At 25.2% G+C, this 21,027-nt stretch carries 23 protein-coding genes; 9 read left to right on the plus strand and 14 right to left on the minus strand.

Features of this window, described 5'->3' with window-relative positions:
• Positions 1 to 126 precede the first annotated feature (126 nt).
• The 9 genes from D9T19_RS01715 (at position 127) to D9T19_RS14715 (ending at position 10,714) form a co-directional block, all read left to right on the plus strand.
• Positions 127 to 1,776: a flagellar hook-length control protein FliK gene (locus tag D9T19_RS01715; RefSeq protein WP_121626467.1), complete on the plus strand. Its 1,650-nt coding sequence runs from the start codon at positions 127 to 129 to the stop codon at positions 1,774 to 1,776.
• A 4-nt stretch (positions 1,777 to 1,780) separates the two neighbouring features.
• Positions 1,781 to 2,074 (plus strand): EscU/YscU/HrcU family type III secretion system export apparatus switch protein, encoded by a 294-nt coding sequence (locus tag D9T19_RS01720; RefSeq protein ID WP_121626468.1) that lies wholly within the window; start codon positions 1,781 to 1,783, stop codon positions 2,072 to 2,074.
• A 66-nt stretch (positions 2,075 to 2,140) separates the two neighbouring features.
• Entirely contained in the window at positions 2,141 to 2,581 is a 441-nt protein-coding gene (locus tag D9T19_RS01725) for a hypothetical protein (protein ID WP_121626469.1), read from the plus strand.
• Positions 2,578 to 4,356 carry a penicillin-binding protein 2 gene (mrdA, locus tag D9T19_RS01730; protein WP_121626470.1) on the plus strand — a complete coding sequence of 593 codons (1,779 nt, stop codon included), beginning with the start codon at positions 2,578 to 2,580 and terminating at the stop codon, positions 4,354 to 4,356. Before D9T19_RS01725 ends, mrdA begins: the two co-directional genes overlap by 4 nt.
• Positions 4,357 to 4,426: 70 nt before the next feature.
• Positions 4,427 to 5,155, plus strand: coding sequence for a flagellar type III secretion system pore protein FliP (gene fliP / locus D9T19_RS01735; protein ID WP_121626471.1), 729 nt, complete (start codon positions 4,427 to 4,429; stop codon positions 5,153 to 5,155).
• A gap of 195 nt (positions 5,156 to 5,350) precedes the next feature.
• Positions 5,351 to 6,724, plus strand: a complete 1,374-nt coding sequence (locus tag D9T19_RS01740; protein WP_121626472.1) for a TolC family protein — start codon at positions 5,351 to 5,353, stop codon at positions 6,722 to 6,724.
• Positions 6,724 to 7,479 carry an efflux RND transporter periplasmic adaptor subunit gene (locus D9T19_RS01745; protein ID WP_121626663.1) on the plus strand — a complete coding sequence of 252 codons (756 nt, stop codon included), beginning with the start codon at positions 6,724 to 6,726 and terminating at the stop codon, positions 7,477 to 7,479. The genes D9T19_RS01740 and D9T19_RS01745 overlap by 1 nt, the downstream gene beginning before the upstream one ends.
• A gap of 8 nt (positions 7,480 to 7,487) precedes the next feature.
• A complete protein-coding gene (locus tag D9T19_RS14710; RefSeq protein ID WP_121626473.1) occupies positions 7,488 to 9,059 on the plus strand; it encodes an efflux RND transporter permease subunit in 1,572 nt (523 codons plus the stop codon).
• Entirely contained in the window at positions 9,056 to 10,714 is a 1,659-nt protein-coding gene (locus tag D9T19_RS14715) for an efflux RND transporter permease subunit (protein ID WP_121626474.1), read from the plus strand. The genes D9T19_RS14710 and D9T19_RS14715 overlap by 4 nt, the downstream gene beginning before the upstream one ends.
• A 28-nt stretch (positions 10,715 to 10,742) precedes the next feature.
• Here D9T19_RS14715 and D9T19_RS01760 read toward each other — a convergent pair whose 3' ends face one another.
• The 14 genes from D9T19_RS01760 to rplI all read right to left on the minus strand — a co-directional run bounded on the left by D9T19_RS01760 (position 10,743) and on the right by rplI (position 20,989).
• A complete protein-coding gene (locus tag D9T19_RS01760; RefSeq protein ID WP_121626475.1) occupies positions 10,743 to 11,576 on the minus strand; it encodes an SEL1-like repeat protein in 834 nt (277 codons plus the stop codon).
• A gap of 261 nt (positions 11,577 to 11,837) precedes the next feature.
• Positions 11,838 to 12,299, minus strand: a complete 462-nt coding sequence (locus D9T19_RS01765) for an N-acetyltransferase (protein WP_121626476.1) — start codon at positions 12,297 to 12,299, stop codon at positions 11,838 to 11,840.
• Entirely contained in the window at positions 12,289 to 12,891 is a 603-nt protein-coding gene (gene yihA, locus D9T19_RS01770) for a ribosome biogenesis GTP-binding protein YihA/YsxC (protein WP_121626477.1), read from the minus strand. The genes D9T19_RS01765 and yihA overlap by 11 nt, the downstream gene beginning before the upstream one ends.
• Before the next feature lie 12 nt (positions 12,892 to 12,903).
• The gene (lptA, locus tag D9T19_RS01775) at positions 12,904 to 13,389 is read right to left on the minus strand and encodes a lipopolysaccharide transport periplasmic protein LptA (RefSeq protein ID WP_121626478.1); all 486 of its coding nucleotides are present in this window, start codon (positions 13,387 to 13,389) and stop codon (positions 12,904 to 12,906) included.
• Positions 13,390 to 13,402: 13 nt separating this feature from the next.
• Positions 13,403 to 13,933, minus strand: coding sequence for an LPS export ABC transporter periplasmic protein LptC (locus D9T19_RS01780; RefSeq protein WP_121626479.1), 531 nt, complete (start codon positions 13,931 to 13,933; stop codon positions 13,403 to 13,405).
• The gene (locus tag D9T19_RS01785; protein WP_121626480.1) at positions 13,924 to 14,421 is read right to left on the minus strand and encodes a KdsC family phosphatase; all 498 of its coding nucleotides are present in this window, start codon (positions 14,419 to 14,421) and stop codon (positions 13,924 to 13,926) included. The genes D9T19_RS01780 and D9T19_RS01785 overlap by 10 nt, the downstream gene beginning before the upstream one ends.
• Positions 14,418 to 14,990: an imidazoleglycerol-phosphate dehydratase HisB gene (gene hisB / locus D9T19_RS01790; RefSeq protein WP_121626481.1), complete on the minus strand. Its 573-nt coding sequence runs from the start codon at positions 14,988 to 14,990 to the stop codon at positions 14,418 to 14,420. Before hisB ends, D9T19_RS01785 begins: the two co-directional genes overlap by 4 nt.
• A gap of 9 nt (positions 14,991 to 14,999) precedes the next feature.
• A complete protein-coding gene (locus tag D9T19_RS01795; protein WP_228197943.1) occupies positions 15,000 to 15,887 on the minus strand; it encodes a septal ring lytic transglycosylase RlpA family protein in 888 nt (295 codons plus the stop codon).
• Positions 15,871 to 17,478 carry a LysM peptidoglycan-binding domain-containing protein gene (locus D9T19_RS01800; protein WP_121626482.1) on the minus strand — a complete coding sequence of 536 codons (1,608 nt, stop codon included), beginning with the start codon at positions 17,476 to 17,478 and terminating at the stop codon, positions 15,871 to 15,873. Before D9T19_RS01800 ends, D9T19_RS01795 begins: the two co-directional genes overlap by 17 nt.
• 36 nt (positions 17,479 to 17,514) lie before the next feature.
• Positions 17,515 to 18,306, minus strand: coding sequence for a TatD family hydrolase (locus D9T19_RS01805; RefSeq protein ID WP_322900261.1), 792 nt, complete (start codon positions 18,304 to 18,306; stop codon positions 17,515 to 17,517).
• Positions 18,300 to 18,605 (minus strand): hypothetical protein, encoded by a 306-nt coding sequence (locus D9T19_RS01810; protein ID WP_121626484.1) that lies wholly within the window; start codon positions 18,603 to 18,605, stop codon positions 18,300 to 18,302. Before D9T19_RS01810 ends, D9T19_RS01805 begins: the two co-directional genes overlap by 7 nt.
• A gap of 61 nt (positions 18,606 to 18,666) precedes the next feature.
• Positions 18,667 to 19,995: an ATP-dependent protease ATPase subunit HslU gene (hslU, locus tag D9T19_RS01815; protein WP_121626485.1), complete on the minus strand. Its 1,329-nt coding sequence runs from the start codon at positions 19,993 to 19,995 to the stop codon at positions 18,667 to 18,669.
• Between the two features lie 6 nt (positions 19,996 to 20,001).
• Positions 20,002 to 20,538: an ATP-dependent protease subunit HslV gene (gene hslV, locus D9T19_RS01820; RefSeq protein ID WP_121626486.1), complete on the minus strand. Its 537-nt coding sequence runs from the start codon at positions 20,536 to 20,538 to the stop codon at positions 20,002 to 20,004.
• Between the two features lie 4 nt (positions 20,539 to 20,542).
• Entirely contained in the window at positions 20,543 to 20,989 is a 447-nt protein-coding gene (gene rplI / locus D9T19_RS01825) for a 50S ribosomal protein L9 (protein ID WP_121626487.1), read from the minus strand.
• Positions 20,990 to 21,027: the final 38 nt, after the last annotated feature.

A 21,027-nucleotide genomic window follows, 5' to 3' on the forward strand; every position in this document is an offset into this window, starting at 1 on the left:
AAGATTTAATAAATACTTCTTAAAATTATTTAGATTATTATATTATTAATTTTTCTTTTATGATTCGTAACTCTAAATGAATTGATATATATAATCAGTAAATCTATTTTTATGTTATACTTTTAAATGTTAGTATCAAATAATTCATTATTAAATATACTCTTACCAAATGATAATAAAGCTTTAAAAGATGTATTAAAGCAAGCAGACTCTTCTACCTTGGAACAAATGGTAAAAAATAAGTCTATAAGCGTAAATGATATATTAAAAAACTTATTTGATGATGTTAAAACAAGGAATAAATCTAATTCAACTATAGAAAATATATTAAAAAATTCTCCTATATTTAAAAACTTGGGTTCATTTTCAAGTTCTCTTTCTTCTATGATTAAAAATATTGATGAAGATTCAAATTTACAAAAATTCAAACCATTACTTGAAAATTTTTCAAAAAATATACAAAATTTAGATGCAAATAGCCTAAAAGAACAGTTATCTAAATCTGGAGTTTTTTTAGAATCTAAAATTGCACAAAGTAATAATCAAAATAGTAACTTAAATACAAACTTACAAAAAGTATTAGCTCAAATTCAAGACTTAGTAAAAGATATAAACACTCCTCAAGCAAAACAAATAAATGAATTAATACAAAAAGTTCTTCAAAGTTCTGATTCAATACAACAAACTATAAATTTAAAAAATCTTTCAACTTCATTACAAAATCTAAATAATAGTTTAAGTACTACTCAAACTACAAATTTATTAACTTTAAAAAATCAATTAAATTCTATAATAAATGATGGCAATTTAGTAGAATCGAAAATTGAAAACAACTCTAATAATACAAATACAAATTTAAAAGATCAAATTAATACTCAAATAAAAGATTTATTAAATCAAATTAAAAATGAGTTATCTCAAAATCCCAGTTTACAAAATAAAAATATTTTAAATGTAATAGAAACTCTCTTAAAAACCAATGATTTATTTACTCATGATACAAAGTCAATGGATGTAAAAAGTTCTTCCTTGAATAATTTTAGTAATTTATCGACATTTACAAACAATTTATCTACAAATTTAAATTCTCTTGTTTTAGCCTTAAAAGACACTATCTCAAATTTAGAACCTAAACAGAATAATGTAGATTTACAAAATAATATTTTAAAAAATATTGATAAGTTAGAAAATATCATAAAAGAAGCAGTACTAAATCCAAGTAGTCTAAAAAATGAACCCTTATCTATTTCAAATGATATAAAATCAATTTTATTACAAATGCAAGATGAAATATCATCTAAAATAGACCCAAAATCTCAAGAAATATTAAAACAAGTTGATAAACTATTAACTCAAATTGAATATCATCAATTAACTTCTTTTACATCAAATTCAAATTATGTTTATTTACCATTTTTTTGGGATATGCTAGAAGATGGAAGTATAAATATGAAAAAATCTGAGGATGAAAAGTTTTATTGCCAGATTAACTTAACATTAAAAGATTTTGGAAAAGTTGATTTAATGATGTCAATGTATGATTCAAATAAAATAGATTTAACAATTTATGCACAAAGAGAACATTTTAAAATAGCAGTAAGAGACAATCTTCAGAATTTAAAAAAAGCTCTTAATGATATTGATTTAATTCCTGTAAATATTAAATTACTTGATTTAAAAGAAGACAAAGAAAAAACTGATATTGATAAAAAAACTGATGCTTTTGTAAATCCATATTCTGATCAAATAACAACAAATATTGATATAAGAGCTTAATAATATGGATGGAAAAGATACTAAACAAACAAATAATACAATATCTAAAGCTGTAGCACTTAAATATGATATCAAAAAAGATAATGCACCTAGTGTTATTGCTAAAGGGAAAGGGCAAACAGCTTCAAATATAATAAAACTTGCTAATGAACATGATATCCCTATAAAAAAAGATGAGGATTTAATCGAACTTTTATCACAAATTGATATTGATAAAGAAATACCTGGGGGTATGTATAAGGCTGTGGCAGAGATTTTTTCATTTATTTATGATTTATCAAACAAAAACAAAATATAACTTGATATAGCTATAAGATTTTTTATAATATAATCGCGATAAATTAATCAAAAGTATTATAATATTATGACTCGAAACAATTTAGATAATCCTATTTTTCTATTTACTCTTTTATTAACTATTATTATGATTAATACAATATCTTCAATTCATTTTTTATTAATTATGTTAGCTGGAGTATGTTTTATAGCATTTTATACATGTCTTAAAAGAAAATATTTATACTCTTTACTTTTTGTAATATTAACATTTATGTTTATAGAAATTAATTCAGGATTAAAACCTTTAACGTTAACATTGCTATCACTATTTATTTATATTTTTATAATTCCAAGTATTCATCGAATAATGTCATTTAAGGCATTAAATGAATATATATACATATTAATATTTTATTTAGGTCTTTCCCTTATTTGGGTTATGACAATTGGAATGTCAGATAATTTTATAACTGTAATATTTGTTAATATTATAATAGATTTAATATTTTTTGGAGTATTTATTTGAAAAACAGACTAAACATCATATTTTTATTTATTTTTATAATCATGATTACCCTTTTATCAAGAGTATATTTTTTAAGTATTAAATCAAATACTTATTACGAAGAGTTATCTAAAAGAAACTATATCAGTAGAATTCAAAAAATTCCTGTTAGAGGTGTAATTGAAGATAGAAATGGTAAAAAACTAGCCATAAATAAAATGGGGTTTTCAGTTTTAATTAAGCCTCATTTAAAATCGAAGAAAAATAGAGAAAAACTTAATGAGGCAATTGATTTAATAGTAGAAAATTTTCCAAATCTTGAAAAGGAAAAACTATTAAAAATCTATAAGAGAAAAGATTCTCCTTACAATCATGATTTTGTAAAAATTGTTGATTATATTCCATATCAAGATTTTTTCTCTAAATATACACTTTTTTCATCAAAAGATACTATTAAAATAGAATCTGCTGTAAAAAGATTTTATCCCTATAGAAAAGCAGCATCTCATGTAATCGGATATGTAGGAAAAGCTTCAAGATTAGATATATTAAAAAATGATTTATCTGCACATAATGGAATAATAGGGAAAAATGGTTTAGAAAAATTTTATAATGATAAACTTCAAGGAAAACTTGGTTACAAAGATATTAAAGTAAATGCATTAAATAAAGAAATTGAAGTCTTAGATGAAAAAGAACCATCAATAGATAACAGTATTAAAATATCTATTGATATTGAACTTCAAAAATATGTTCAAGAATTATTTGGTGATAGTAGTGGTGCTGTTGTAGTTATGAATGCTAAAAATGGAGAGTTACTAGCTGCTACGTCAATGCCCGAATTTGATAATAATATTTTTGCATCAGGAATTTCAGTAAAAGAATGGAATGTAATGAGAAATGATTTAAATCATCCATTTACAAACAAACTTGTAAATGGTTTATATCCTGCTGGGTCTGTTATTAAAATGGGTGTTGCATTATCATTCTTAGAAAATGGTGTAGAAGAAAATTATACTGTAAATTGTTCTGGGTCAATTAGAATAGGAAATAGAAATTTTAGATGTTGGAAAAGATATGGTCATGGAAAAGTTAACTTTAGAAAAGCAATAAGAGAAAGTTGTGATGACTTTTTCTATAAAGGAAGTTTAAGAATTGGTATAAATAAAATATCAAAAACTTTAGATAAATTTGGATTTGGACAACAAACTGGTGTTGATCAAGTAAATGAATTTTTTGGGGTTAATCCAAATAAAACTTGGAAACAAAAAAAATACAAGCAACCTTGGTATGTAGGAGAAACAGTTATTACTGCTATTGGACAGGGTAATACACTTGTAACACCAATGCAAATGGCTAGATATACAGGTTATATAGCAACAGGTAAACTTCCTAAACCTTATTTTTATAAAGCAAATTATGAAGAACCAAAAGAGCTTGATATACCAAAAAGATATTTAGATATTGTAAGAAAAGGTATGTATGATGTTGCTCATCACCCAAAAGGGACTGCAAGCAAACATATTAAGTCAAAAGTTTCAATTGCTGCAAAAACAGGTACAGCTCAAGTTGTTAGTATCCCTCAATCAGAAAAAGTAAGAATGAAAGAGAGTGAACTAAAATATTTTCACCGTTCACACGCTTGGCTTACAACTTATGCGCCATATAAAAATCCTCAGTATGTAATAACTGTTTTAGTTGAACACTCAGGACATGGTGGTCTTGCAGCTGGTAATATTGTAAGTAAAATCTATGATAGACTTTATGATGATGGATATATTACAAGTAAGGATTGATTTGCTTTTTAAAATCATGACTTAATTGTTTTTTTGATATTATTATTTTAATTTTTACATAGGATTCTTTTTGAAATTTTTATTAACTCTATTATTTTTTGCTGTACACATCTTTGCTGCTGATACAGCTCCTATTGTAAATCTTTCTGTTGCAGCATTAGATGATCCTGCACAATTTGTAAAAACAATTAATATAGCTATTATTTTAACTCTTTTTGTTCTTGCCCCTACTCTTATTTTAATGGTAACTTCTTTTACAAGAATAGTAATCGTATTTTCTCTTCTTAGGCAAGCAATGGGTTTACAGTCAACTCCTCCCACTCAAATTGTTATTTCACTTTCTTTGATATTAACTATTTTTATTATGGAACCATATGCCAAAAAATCTTGGGAAGATGGAGTATCTCCATATATGGAAAAAAAGATTGGTTATGAACTTGCATTTGAACGTGGGATTAAACCTTTTAAAGAGTTTATGATAAAAAATACAAGAGAATCAGATATTGCCCTATTTTATAGAATAAAAAAAGAAGCAAATCCTAAAAATATTGATGACGTACCTTTGACATTATTAATGCCTGCATTTATAGTAAGTGAGCTTAGAACAGCTTTTGAAATAGGTTTTCTAATATTCTTACCATTTTTGGTAATTGATATTATTGTAGCATCTATTTTAATGTCTCTTGGAATGATGATGCTACCACCTGTAATGATATCATTACCTATTAAAATTATATTTTTTATAGTAATTGATGGATGGGCACTAATAATTGGAAATCTCGCACAATCCTTTAAATAATAAATTATTACTTCTGATTACTTCAACAATATTTGAAACATCTAATATCTTTTAATAGGCATATTTAAACCTTTTTATTATAAATTATAAAAACAGAGTATAATTTACACTTATAACTAGATATTATATTTCTAATTACTTTTTTACTTTATTAATGTATAATTCTATTAAAAATATATTAGGAACTTAATTAACATGTATAAGTTATACTTATCATTATTCATAATTTCATCAGCTTATTCACAAACTATAGATTTTAATGAAGTTTTAGACCTTACTCTTAAAAATAGTAAAGATTTAAAAAATCAAAAATTAGATATAGATTTATCTAAGCTAGATATAAATAAAGTAGACTCAGTCTCATATGGGAAATTGTCATTTGAAGAACAAATAAATAGAACAAATCACGCAGGATATGTTTTTAATTCAAAACTATCTTCAAGAGAAGCAACTTTTAATGATTTTGGAGCAGCACAATATACAGGAGCAAATAGTTTATATATTCAACCAGAAAATCTAAACTATCCAAAAGATAGAAATAATTTTGATACTAAATTAAATTATGATATACCCCTCTTTACTGGATTTGAATTAACAAATCAAAAAGATGTATTAAAACTTAAAAAAAAAGTATATGAATTAAAATACAATCTAAATAAAGATCAATTATCATACGAAGTTTTAAAAGCATATAATGCAGCAGTTGTTGCAAAAGAGTTTATACAAGCAGCAAAAAAAGCAAAAGAGTCTATTATTTATGTAAAAAAAACTGCAAATGCCTTTCATAAAGAAGGTTTAGTTACAAAAATAGATGTAAAGCAAGCAAAAGTTTATGAATCAAATGTAAATTCTAAGCATATTGATGCACAAAATAAATTTGACTCGGCCTTGGCATATCTGAAATTTCTAACATCAAATGATAAAATTACAGATGTAAAAGAACTAAAATATATAAAACTAAAAAGCTTAGACTTTAATACTTTATATAAAAATGCATTAATAAATAAAAATAGTTTAAAAATGCAAAGTTTAAATAAAAAAATCACAAAAAAGAATATTGATATTGCAAACTCCAAATATTACCCAACAGTTTATTCTCATTTAGAATATGGATTTAATGATAATAAACTAAGCTTATCTGATGATAAGGATTATTACAATGCAATGATTGGTTTAAAATATACACTTTTTGATAATACAAGAAATATAGACAAACAAAAAAGTCAAATCCAATATCAACAATCTTCTTTAAACTATGAAAAATTAAAAGATTTTACTAAACTTGAATTAAAAAAAGCACTATTAGAATTAAAATCAAAAGAGAAAATATTAAAAGAAAAAAAAGAAGCTCTTAATTTATCAAATGAAATTTATAAACAATCGCAACTAATGTATAAAAATCACCTAATTGCTATGACTAATTTATTAGATCAAGAAGCAAAATTAAGAAATAGCCAAGCAGAATTAATTTTAGCTAAATATGAAAAATCTTTAGTACTTGCTAATATAACTTTGATAGCTGGAGATTCTTTTATACAAAATAGCACTAACACAAAGGAAACAAAATGATAAAAACTTTACTATTAATTTGTATTACATCAATTTATATTTTTGCAAATGATATTGAATTATCAGGTTCTGTAATTTCAGATAATGAAAAAGTAATTACAAGTAGAAATATGGGCTTTATAAAAGATGTTTATGTAAGTGAAGGTTCTTTTGTAAAGAAAGGTCAAATACTTTATGAAATTGATTCTTCAAGCATTGATTCACAAAAACAAGAAGCAATCTTAAATACAAAAATGCTAGAAAATCAATTAAGTAATATACAAATAAATTATAATAGATTCAAGCGTTTATACAAACAAGATTTAGTTCCTAAATATGATCTTGAACAATTAGAATTAAATCTTATAAATACAAAAAATATGATTTCAATTGCAAAAGCAAAATTAAAAGAGGTTAATTTTCAATATAACTATTTAAAAATAAAAGCACCAAATGATGGGCTTATTATAAAAAAATCTATAAAAGCAGGAGAAATGGCAATGCCAAGTTCACCAGCTCTTATTCTTACTGATCTTTCAAGTTTAAAAATAAAAACAGATATTTCTGAAAGTAATTTAAATAAAATAGAAATAAACCAAGAAGTTAATGTATTAATTCCTTCAATCAATTTAAAAACAATAGGAAAAATTGAAGCAATTATTCCAAATATAAATGCAGTTACTCACTCTTTTATTTTAAAAATTTCATTTGATAAGAAAGATTCTAGAGTTTATCCTGGTATGTATTCCAAATTACTTATCAAACCTTTAAATTAGGCATAAAAATGGAAAACATAGATAATAAAAATTTAAATATAGCAGGAAAATTATCTCTTGCATTTATAAATCACCCTTTAACACTTATCTTTGGCGTATTTATTTTAATCTTAGGTTATATCTCATTAGTATTTATGCCAAGAGAAGAAAATCCACAAATAAAAGTAAGTGGTGGTGCTGTTATTGTTGCACTTCCAGGTGCAACTCCTAGTGAGATACAAAAAGTAATTATTGAACCATTAGAGAAGAAAATAAAAGAGATAAAAGGTGTTGAACATATTTACTCATTTGCTAAAGATTCAGTAGGAATTGTTCAAGCACAATATTATATAGGTGAGGATAAAGAAGAATCAAATCTAAAACTTTACGATCAAGTTATGAGAAATATGGATTTAATGCCAAAAGGAGCAATGCCTCCTATTATAAAAACAATGGATATTGATACGGATATTCCTATTGCAACAATTGCATTTTATTCTATGAAAAAAGATGGGAAAGATTTAATATCTCAAACACAATTATATAAAGAAGTAAATAAAATCACACGGCAAATAAATAAAATTGATAATGTTGCTTTAGTTGATTTAAAAGGTGAGAAAAAAGAACAATACAATATTTTAATAGACCCAAATAAAATATCTGCTTATAATCTCTCACTAGCACAAGTTATGAAACAAGTACAATCACTATCTTTAAAAATTCCTGATATACAAGGAAATACAAAAGATAAAAGTTTAGTAGTTTTTGGAATAAAAGAAGCAATTGAAAATACAAAAGATATAGAAAATATTATTGTTTCATACAATAATAATGTTGCAATTTATTTAAAAGATATAGCAAAAGTCCAAAGATCTTTCGATATTCAAAATAATAAAGAAGCTTTTCTTTATAAAAAAAATGAAGCTGGAAATTATGAAGAAATAAATCAATTAACGATGAGTGTATCTAAATTAAAAGGTTCAAACTCTGTAAGTATAAATGAAAAAATATTTGAATATATGGATTCACAAAAAGAAAACTTAATAAAAAAAGATATTGCTTTTCTTATTACAAGAGATGATGGATATACTGCAAATGAAGCTGTAAATTCACTTGTTCAAAATTTACTTATTTCAATAGTAATTATTGCCATACTTCTTATTTTTACTTTAGGATTCAAAGAAGCAATGATTGTTTCTCTTGCTGTTCCTATGATTTTATCGCTTACACTATTTTGTGGTTTTTTATTAAATGAAACAATAAATAGAATTACACTTTTTGCACTTTTAGTATCTCTAGGAATGCTAGTTGATGCAGCAATTATTGTAATTGAAAATATACATAGACATAGAAAAGAAAACAAAGATATAGATATTACAATAGTTTCTATAAATGCTACAAATGAAATAGGAAATGCTACAAATATAGCAACACTAGCTATTATTATGACTTTTATGCCAATGTTTTTTGTTGGTGGAATGATGGGTCAATTTATGCACCCTCTTCCAGTTTTTGTATCAATATCACTTGTAATGTCGCTTTTTATTGCCTATGCTTTTACACCATATTTAATCAAAAAAATTTATAAGGCTAAAAAATGAAATTAGAAAAGTTTATTTATAATATTCTACAAAGTCGTTCTAAATCACTTTTGGTTTATTTAATTGCATTAGTTTTATTTATTTTAAGTATTGCTATGTTTCCTACTGAAATTATTAAAGCAAAAATGCTTCCTAGTAAAGACTCAAATACTTTTTCTGTTTATGTAGATTTAAAAGATGGTTCAAGTAAAGTTCAAACAAAAGAAGTTACAAGATGTATTTCAAAAAATCTTCAAAAAAATGAACTAGTAACAAATATTTCAGTATTTATAGGTGAAGGTCAACCATTAGATTTTGCAGCATTAGTTAAACAAAGTGCATTAAAAGATAAACAATCACAAGCAGAAATAATGGTAAATATTAAAAAAGCCCAAGAACGTGATATTACAAGTTACAATCTAATAAGTAATATAAGAGAAAATATTCAAAAAAACTGTTCTTTATATGATGCAAATATTAAATTTATAGAACTACCAGCTGGTCCTCCTGTACTTGCATCAATTGTTGCAGAAATATATGGAGGAGAAACTTTTGAAAGTAGAAGGGAGTTTTCAAAGAAAATTGCAAAAATATTAAAAGATCAAAGTACATTAGTTGATATTGATATTATGGCAGACAAGGATTATATAAAATACCAATTAGAATTAGATAATAATAAAATTATAAAAAGTGGTGTTAGTCTAGAGCAAATAAAAAATATACTTTATTTAGCCTATGAAGGTATGGAAGTTTCAGTAGTAAATGAAAACAATGCTGAAAACCAAATTCCTATATTTTTAAGACTTGATGATTCAAGATTATTAGAAGACTCAAGTAAAGAAAGCTTAGAAAACAAACTTCAAAATTTAAAAGTAGTAAATAATCAAGGATTAATGATAAATATAGCTTCATTTATAACAATTAAAGAAGTAATAAAAGAGCCAACACTAACTTCAAAAAATTTAAAAATGATGATAAATGTTATTGCAGAAACTGACAAAGATAGTCAGATATATCCTTTACTTGATGCAAGAAAGCAAATGTTTGATGAGTTAAGTAATGATTATAAAATTTCTAAAACAAATATGTTAAACCTATCATTTATAGATAAAAATACAAATGAAAAATTTGATTTGATTTTTGATGGAGAATTAAAAGTAACAATTGATACTTTTATTGATTTAGGTGGTGCATTTATTATTGCACTAGTGTTAATATTCTTTTTAATGGTAATGTATTATAAAAGTTTTGCACTATCAGGAGGAATTGTTCTTTCAAGTTTTATATCAATAGTAGGAGTTATTTTTGCTCATGTTATTATGGATATGATGACTAATGATACTTTTTATTTAACAGCCACTTCTTTAATTGGATTTATTGGATTAATTGGAATAAATTCTAGAAATTCAACTTTGATTATAGACTTCTCAAAACAATTAGTTATAGAAAAAAACTTAAGTATAAACCAAGCAATTGCAAAAGCTACTGCAACACGTTCTAAGCCAATTATACTAACAGTTCTAACAATGGTTTTTGCTTCTTCATTACTTGCTACTGATGCAGTATTTGGTGGATTAGGGGTTGCTTTAATTGGAGGAACATTGATTTCATATATTGTATCAATGTTCTTTGTTCCTGTGATTATAAAAAATCAATTACATAAGATATTAAATTAATTTTAAAGTAGATAATTTAATATCTACTTTAAAAACCTTCATTTTTTAAAGTTTTATAACGATTACAAGCTTTTTCATATCCATAATCGCAAGCCTTTTTATATAAATTCTTAGCCATAGTTTTATTTTTAGAAACACTTCTTCCTTGATAATAAGATAAACCAAGATTCATGCAACTATTAGCAATACCACCATCACAAGCAATTTTGTATAACCTATTAGCATTGTTATAACTTTTTGAAACCCCTAAACCTTTTGAATATAGTAAAGCTAAATTATGACAACTTAATGAAACGCCTGCCTTACAAGATTTTTCATAAAGAATTCTAGCTTTTACATAATCTTGTTTAGTACCTCGCCCATTTTTATACATTACACCCAAATTCATACAAGATTCAGCTATACCATTATCACATGCTTTTGTATATAGATTAAGTGCTTTAAGATAATCTTTATTTACACCATCACCTTTTTCAAATAAATATGCAGCATTATGACAACTTCTGTAAACCTTAGCATCACATGCTTTGGAATATAGTTGGGTAGCTTTTTTATTATCTTTTTTTACACCATGACCTTTTGAATAAAGTAAAGCAAGATTATAACAACTATTGTAAACATTAGCATCACATGCCTTTTTATATAAATTTACTGCTTTTGCATAATTTTGATTAACACCTTTCCCTTCTTGATATAAAAGAGCTAATTTATAACAAGCTACATATTTATTGTTATCACATGCTATTTTATATAATCTTTTAGCTTCTTTATAATTTTGCTTAAGATATTCATCATTTCCTTTAGTTAAATTACTTGCTTGTAAAGTAAAAAGTAAAAGTAAACTTAGTATTATTATTTTCATAACTTTCTCCTATTAGTATAAATATAGAATCTAATAGTACAATAATTATTTAATTATTTTAATTAGAAAAATTTATTTTAATTATATTTATATAAGAATATAAATTATTATTACTAATCTACACAAAGGAAAATTAAATTAATATATATAATGTACAAGTTTATGAGCTATAAAAATTATAAAATACAAGAATAATAAGAGGATAGAGGATAATACATTTAAGAATTAGGAAATTTAAAAAAATCCTAATTATATATTATTTTAAAGATCAAAAACCATTGCAATTTCATCACATATTGGAAAATGTTTACATCTTATGCAATCTGCCCAAATTTTATGCTCTGGAATTGCTTCTTTCTGAATCATTCTAAAACCAGATTTTTCAAAAAAACCTTTGGCATATGTTAAAGATAATATCTGTGCTAACTTATATTTTCTTCCTTCTTTTATACACTCTTCAACAAGTTTTTTTCCAAGATCTAGACCTCTAAATTTTTTTGAGACTACAAGACTTCTTACTTCTGCTAATCTTTGAGAATGTATGTATAAAGCAGTAAAACCAGCCATTTCACCATCAACTTCAACAACTATATAAGATCTAATTGTATTAGCCATTTCATCATCAGTTCGTAAAAGAATATTTCCGTTTTCCACTTCTTCTTTTACTACTTCTTGCATAGATGTAATAAACGTTACATCTGGCTTTAAAAATTTAATTTCCAAACAAATACTCCGTAATTTTATTTTGAAGGTCAATTACCCCTTGTTTTTTTAAGTTTGAGATGAAAATACCATCAGGATTTTCTCTTTTTAACTTTTGTAAATCATTTTTCTTTAATTTATCTATTTTGGTAAACGCATTAATAATAAGTTGATCACCTCTTTTAATTGTATTCAAAAACTCATCAACATTTTTATCAATAGCTAAATCTGTATGTCGTGCATCAATTAAATGTACAAAAATTTGTAAACAAGGTCTTTTTTCTAAATACCCAGTTAAATTACTATTCCAATCCCTTTTCAAACTTTTTGATACCTTTGCATAACCAAAACCAGGTAAATCTACAAATCTTCCATATAAAAATGGTAAATCTTCTTTATCTGTTTTAAATTTTATATTAAAATAATTAATTAACTGTGTTTTACCAGGGGTAGAAGAGGACTTTGCTAAACCTTTTCTATTTGTTAATGTATTTAATAATGATGATTTACCTACATTTGATCTACCTAAAAAAGCTACTTCAGCTTTATCAGGACTTGGTGAATCTTGTATGCTTTGAGCTGATTCCATAAAATTTGCTTCAACTATTCTCATTTAATACCTTCCTTATTCTTCTGAACCACGTTCAATATTTATAATAAATCTAACTGGTTTTTTATCACTACCACTAACTCTAGCCTCACCTGAAAGTTGATTTACATAAATTTTATCACCGTAGATTTTTCTATCATCATTTTTTTCTTGTAAAAAACCATTTCCTATTACAGTATACTCTTGTTTAATAGGTGAATATATAATTTTATCACCATTACCCACATAATGTTTTAGTTCTGTAACAATTTCAAAATTAACTTTTCCAGTTGCTATATATTTAGATGGAACTTTATTTTCGCTACCTTTTTTATTAACAAAAAATATTTCAACTTTCTGTGCATTTAACTTATCTTTACCCATTTTTATTTTTACATCACCTGTAAAGATAGAAATACCCTTTTTATCATCTGCTTCAAAATTCTTTGCATCAATTACAAGTTGTTGTACTTGAGCTAATAAAAATGTTGATAATATTAATAGACTCCCTAAGATCTTCATTTTTTACCTTTTATTATTTATTTTTTACTTCAATTTCAAAATGAACATTATTTGATTTCATATAACTATTTATACCATCTAAATATAAATTTGTACCTTTAATATAATTGTTATAATAATTACCATTATAAGCTACGTTATTCTGAGCTAATTTAGTTTTTAAATTATAATCTAATGAATTAGTATTTAAATTTATAAAATCATCTCTTTTGTATTTTACATCTCTTCTTAAGTTTAGTTCATCACCTTTTTTAATAATAACTTGAGCTTCTAAAGTTTCAATTTTAAAATTTTTATTTTTTAAATTATTTCTTAAAAGAATATTTGCATTATACATTTCATCTCTTGTTTTATATCTAATGACATGACTCGCACTTACAGTTCTTGAAACATTTTGTTCATTTAAGGTATGCATTAATGGCTTTTCAAATATTACCAAAGCAATATCTTTATTTGCATCATCTTTTTTTATATTTTCAACAGGAATAAAATACGCACTTATTGCCAAAATCAATAATACATAATTAAAAAATCTTATATCCATGCGTTTAAAAATTCCTCTTCTAAACTATCCTCTTTACAAATATGTTCAATCATTTCACGAACAGCTCCACTTCCACCCTTAGCTTTACAAATTACATCTACAAAATCTTTTAAATGTCTTGTACCATTTGCAGGAGTAAATGAAATTGCAGCTTTTTTAAGCATTCTATAATCATTTAAATCATCTCCAATACATGCAACTTGATTCCAAGCAAGACCTTCTTTGTCTAAAATGCTTTGAAGTACTTCATCTTTATTATGAACACCTTGATGTAAATGTTCAATTTTTAAATCTTTTGCACGTTTCTCAACTATTAAAGAATTTCTTCCTGTAATAATAGCAGCTTTCTTTCCAAGTTTTTTTGTCCATGTACTAATTGCTAAGCCATCAGCTACATCAAATGATTTTATTTCATCACCACTATTTGAATATGTGATTTGTCCATTTGTTAAAGTACCATCAACATCTAATACTATTAATTCAATCATAAAATACCTTTAGTACTAGGAATTCCTAATCTTTCATTTTTAACTAATGCACGTCTTAAAGCAACTGCAAATGCTTTAAAACTAGCTTCTAAGATATGATGTTTATTTCTTCCTCTATCTTGAATAATATGTACAGTTAATCCAGCATTTCCAGATACTGCATGAAAAAATTCTTCTGCAAGTTCAACATCAAACTCACCTACTTTACCCTCAACATTCACTTCATAAACTAAATAAGGTCTATTTGATAAATCTAAAGCACAAGTAACCGCTGCTTCATCCATTACAACCGTTGCATTTCCATATCGTTCAACTGCATGGATTGGAAATATTTCACTTTTAAGAGCTTTTCCTAAAACAATCCCACAATCTTCAACTGTATGATGTGCATCAATATGTAAATCTCCATTACAAGATAAATCAATATCAATTCCACTATGTTTTGATAATGCTTCAAGCATATGATCAAAAAAACCTACACCTGTATTAATATTAGATTTACCATTACCTTGAATATCTAATTTACACTTAATATCAGTCTCTTTTGTTTTTCTATTTTCTTCTACCATTTTCTAACCCTATTTTCTAATTATAATTGCACTAGTTAAGCCATTTAAATCTTTAAACATTTCTGCTTGCTTACGTGAATTAAAGCCTCTAATAAATACTTTATGTAAAAACCTATTATTTGAGACAACTTTTACAACATCAACTTTATATTGATTATTGAACATATTTTCATATTTTCTTTTTGTTATCATTGCACCATTCAATTTACTAAAAGCACCTATTTGTAAATTATAATTATCATAAACGATAGTTTTTTCTTCTATTTTTATAGGAGACATGGGCTTTATAACTTGTGTAATTTCTTTTGGTTTTGTAATTTCTTTATGTGCTTGTTTTACAGGAGCATTATAATTCTGTATTTCGCCATTATATCCTAAAACTGTTATTTTTACCCTTGCTGTACCTTTTCTAACCATATCAATTTTATGGGCTGCAGTATTTGATAAATCAATAATTCTACCATCAACAAAAGGACCTCTATCGTTAACTCTCACAATAACACTCTTACCATTTTCAAGATTATCAACTCTCAATACTGTATTCATAGGAAGTGTTTTATGAGCAGCTGTCATATCATACATATTGTAAGTTTCACCATTAGAAGTTTTTTTAGCATGAAAGTTTGGACCATACCATGATGCTATTCCTGTAAATTGATCATTTATATTTGCAATAAAAGGATAATATCTTTCTCCAAATACAGAGTAAGGACGTAATGTCGCTCTATGCATTGCTTTTGAATTTCTTATATTGTTATTTGATGTACTTTTATATATTCTATTTATATCTGAAGTATTTACACTTCCTTTTTTTGAAGAACAACCAGTTATTAATAATACAATTATTAAAAAACTGCTTGTTAAACTATATTTAAGAAATTTATTTATATATTGCAATTTTATCTCCGACTTTTATTTTATCTGTGTTTAAATTATTATCTTTTTTTAGTTTTTTTACATCAACTCTAAATTTATGGGCAATACCACTTAATGAATCACCATTTTTTATTTTATATATTTTTTTAGCAATTATTCTTGTAGGTTTTTTCATAAAAGAAACTTCAATTATAATTTTATTCCCAATTTTTACTTTATCTGTTTTTAACTTATTGTCTTTTTTAAGTTTTCCTATATCAACATTAAATTTATGTGCAATACTTTTTAATGTATCTCTATTTTTTACTTTATATATTACTATTTTATATACTCTTCCCTCTATTTTTTTTTCTCTTTTTATAATATTATTTCTTATAGACTTATTACTAACTTTTTTTATTTTATTATTAACTATTGGAATTACTAATTTTTGTTTTAATCTTAATTTATTTGATTTTAATTCATTAAAGTTTTTAATTGAACTATATCTAACATTAAATTTATTTCCGATACTTGATAATGTATCACCTTTTCTAACATGATATATCTTAAAAGTATTGTTTACAATTTTATTTTTATTTTTATTATATATAGCTAATTTTGAATACGGAATATTAACATCATATTTTTTAACATCTGAAGGTGTTATATATTGTTTAATATGCATATTCATTTTAGATAATGAACTGAATTTCATTTTTAAAATACTTGCAATACTTCTTAAATGTAGACCACCTTTTACTTTTACAGTTGTAAGTGTTGAATTTATATCTCTATCAAAAATATACCCTTTTTTTAAGAAATTTCTATTTGCAATCATTGAAAGGACTACAATTTTCTTTAAATAAGCACGACTCTCAGATGGTATATATTGTCTATCTAGATTTTTTTGTATTTTTAAAAGATCTCTTGCAGTTATATGAACATTTAATTTTTTAATTTCTTTATATATTTTATTAACTTTACTAAAACCTTTTTTAGTTGTTAAATATTCTTTTATTATTCTTCTATATTCTTTTATTTTTTTTGTATTTTTTTTATTTGGATAGAGTAAAATATATTTATCTAAAGTAGCTCTTGTAATTCCTTCAATTACTCTTCCTTCACCACAATTATAGGCAAGTATAGCTATATACCACTTACCAAATCTATCATAATGATAACTTAAATATTTAGATGCTGCATGTGTAGATTTAACATAATCTAATCTTTCATCAACATATTCATCATTTCTTAATTTATACACTTTAGCAGTACTAGACATAAACTGCCACATTCCTAAAGCTTTTGATGAAGATTTCGCATCTAATTTGAAATTTGATTCTGCCATAGGTAAATATAGAAAACTTGTTGGTAAACCTTCTTGATTTAATACTTCTTTAATTTTAGATATATAAACCGAAGCATCTTTCAAATTCTTTTTATAAGTACGAAAATGATTTTTTGCTGATAATTTATCATATAAATCTTGAAGTTCTTCATCATGTGAGAAAGATTTCTCAATATTTAAATCTTTTAGAACTTCATAATCTTTTTTATTAAACTCAAATGCATTTAAATTACTAAAAAAAGAGCTTAATGATAAAAATACAACTAATAATATTTTATTCAAGTAAATTCCTATTTTTAGTATATATAGATATTTTATCTAAGATAGACTAGAAAACTCATTAAATAATTTTATTGCATTTTTACTTGTAAGATTTTCAATATCTTCTCTTGAGATTTCTAATATTTCAGCCATTTTATCAGCAACTAAAGTAGTATAAAAAGGTTCATTTCTTTTTCCTCTAAAAGGATGAGGGGTAAGATAAGGTGCATCTGTTTCAATAATTAATTTTTCTTTTGGGATTTTTGGAAGAATATCCACAAGTTTTTTTGCATTCTTAAAAGTTATCACCCCACCAATTCCAAAATAAAAATTATGATCACTTAAAGGAAGAAGATGTTCACTTGCATTAAAACAGTGTAAAACACCACCTACTTCTTTCGCATTATAATCCATTAAAATTTGTCGTGAATCATTTGAAGCTTCTCGTACATGAACAATTAAAGGCTTATTAACTTTCTTTGCAAATTCAATTTGAGCAATAAAAACTTCTTTTTGTTTTTTAACATTTGCTATTTTTTCTTCTTCATCTTCAGGTAGTCTAAAATAATCTAAACCACACTCCCCTACTGCTATACATTTTGGATGATTAATATACTTTTCAAAAATACTTTCATCATACATATCTATATCATAAGGATGAATTCCAACTGCAAAAAAGACTTCATCGTATTTTTCAGCAAGTTTTATTGCTTGAGGAAGATCATTAAAATCAGCACCAGGAATTAAAAAACCTTTAACTCCATTTGATAGTGCTTTTTGTATTACATCATCAATATCTTCATAATATTGTTTGTTGTCTAAATGACAATGTGTATCTATAATTATGATAAAATCCTTTTTTCTACAAGATTTAGTAAACCATTAATCTCAGAAAGATCAGAAGATTTAATCCAAGCATCAATTCCAAAATTTTTGAAAGCATCATAATCACTCTCATCTTCAATTATTGCAATTGAAACAAATTTATCTTTACTATTACTACTTTTATTTTCTTCGAATTCAAAAATAGAATCAATATCAATAATAAATATATCAGCTTTATTTGATACTCCATTATGAAAATACTCTACTTTATGTTCACTATTAAATATCTTATCATCTAATTCACAAAATGTAATAATATCCATTTAAAATCTCCCATTTGATTCATCTGTTTTCATTCTATCAAAAAAATTATTTATTTACAAATTATAATATATATCTTGCTGTATCAACATTATCAACAATTTCGTCTAACTTTTCAGATACAAGCTTTTCAGTAACAATAACTTTTTCGCCTTTTTTTTCATCAGCATCAAATGATATATCTTCAATAACTTTTTCAATAACTGTATGAAGTCTTCGTGCACCAATATCTTCAGTCATTTCATTTGCTGTAACTGAATACTTTGCAAATGCTCTAATTGCAGAATCATCAAATTCCAATTCTACTTCTTCAACTGCTAATAATGCTTCATATTGTTTTAATAATGAGTTTTTAGTATTTGTTAAAATTTTATATAATGCTTCTTCATCTAGTGATTCTAATTCAACTCTTAAAGGAAATCTTCCTTGAAGTTCAGGTAATAAATCACTTGGTTTAGAAACATGAAAAGCACCAGCTGCTATAAAAAGGATATGATCTGTTTTTACTTGACCAAATTTTGTTTGAACGCTACTTCCCTCAACAATTGGTAATAAATCTCTTTGAACACCCTCTTTACTTGGGTCTTGATTTTGATTTGTTTTACCTGATGCAATTTTATCAATTTCATCTAAAAATACAATTCCACCATTTTGAGCTCTTTTAACTGCTTCTATTTTGATAGCTTCTTCATCCAATAAAGATGAACTAGCTTCATCTCTTAATAAAATTTTTGCATCTTTAATTGTAACTTCTTTTTTGATTTTATCTTTATTCAATCCACCAAGCATTTTATTTAAGCTTTCTTGCATTGAAGACATATCCATTGGCATATTGGAATCTAAAATTTCTACATGAGCTTTTTTAGGTACTTCTATTTCAATTTTTTTATCATCTAAAGAACCATCAAGAAGTTTCTTTTCCATCGTATTATAAGTTTTAATAAACGATTCTTTTGCATTTTCACTTGCAGTTTCAGGAAGAGGAGGAACTAAAATTTCAATAATTCTTTTATGAACTTCTGCTTCTATTTTATCTTTTATTTTATCTTCATATTCACGTGTTACGATATTTATTGATTCATAAACTAAGTCTCTAATCATAGATTCAACATCACGACCTACAAAACCTACTTCTGTATATTTACTAGCTTCAACTTTAACAAAAGGCAAAGACATCATTTTTGCTAATCTTCTTGCAATTTCAGTTTTACCAATACCTGTACTACCAATCATAAGAATATTTTTTGGCATAATTTCTTCTTGAAGAATTGGCTCAACTTTCATTCTTCTATATCTATTTCTTAGAGCTAATGCAATTGTTTTTTTTGCATTAGCTTGCCCAATAATATAATCATCTAAGTATGCAACAATTTGCTTTGGTGTTAAATCCATACTTTTTTAATCCTCTATTTTTAATAATTTAATATTTTTATTTGTATAAATACATAATTCTGCGGCAACAAGAAGAGATTCTTTTACAAGTTCTTCCTCATCTAAGTTTGCATGTTTAGCTAATGCACGAGCAGCTGAAATAGCAAAGTTACCACCTGAACCAATTGAAGCAATAGCTCCATCTTCTGGTTCAACAACATCACCATTTCCACTTAAAATAAAAATATGCTCTTTATTTAAAACTATCATCATAGCTTCAAGCCGTCTTAAAACTTTATCTTTTCTCCACTCTTTTGAAAAAGAGATTACTGCTTTTAATAAATCACCTTTTGTAATTTCTAAATGACTTTCAAACATATCATAAAGATTAAAAGCATCAGCAGTGCTTCCTGCAAATCCTGAAAGAATTTGACCTTTATAAAGCTTTCTAATTTTTGTAGCATTACCTTTTAAAACAGTATCTCCAAAAGTAACTTGACCGTCACCTCCAATTACTGCTTTATTCTTACCTTTATACGCAAGTATAGTTGTAGCATCAAACATTTAATTATTCTCCAATAATTATAATTTCTAGTGTGGCGTGAACTGCATAACCTAATTTACAATCAACGTTAAATGTACCTTCTGATTTAATCTTTTTATCTAATGAAAGATTCTTTTTATCAATATCAATTGAGAATTGTTCTTTTAATTCTTCTGCAATTTCTTTATTTGTTACAGAACCAATTAAATGACCATTAGCACCAATTTTGTGTTTAACTGTAAGTTTAGTAGCATTTAATTTTTCTGCTAATTCTTCAGCTTCTTTTAATTCTAAAGCTTCTTTTGCTTTTTTTCTTTTTTGCTCAGCTCTATATTTTGCTAATACATCATTTGTTGCATGTAATGCTAAACCTTTTCCAATTAGAAAGTTTTTTCCATATCCATCTTTAACATCTTTAACTTCACCAGCTTTTCCTGTACCTTGTACATCTTTAATTAATAAAACTTTCATATTTACTCCATATATCTAAATAGATGTGATTTTACTAT

Origin of the sequence: Poseidonibacter antarcticus (assembly GCF_003667345.1) — a bacterium.
Taxonomy (GTDB): Bacteria; Campylobacterota; Campylobacteria; order Campylobacterales; family Arcobacteraceae; genus Poseidonibacter; species Poseidonibacter antarcticus.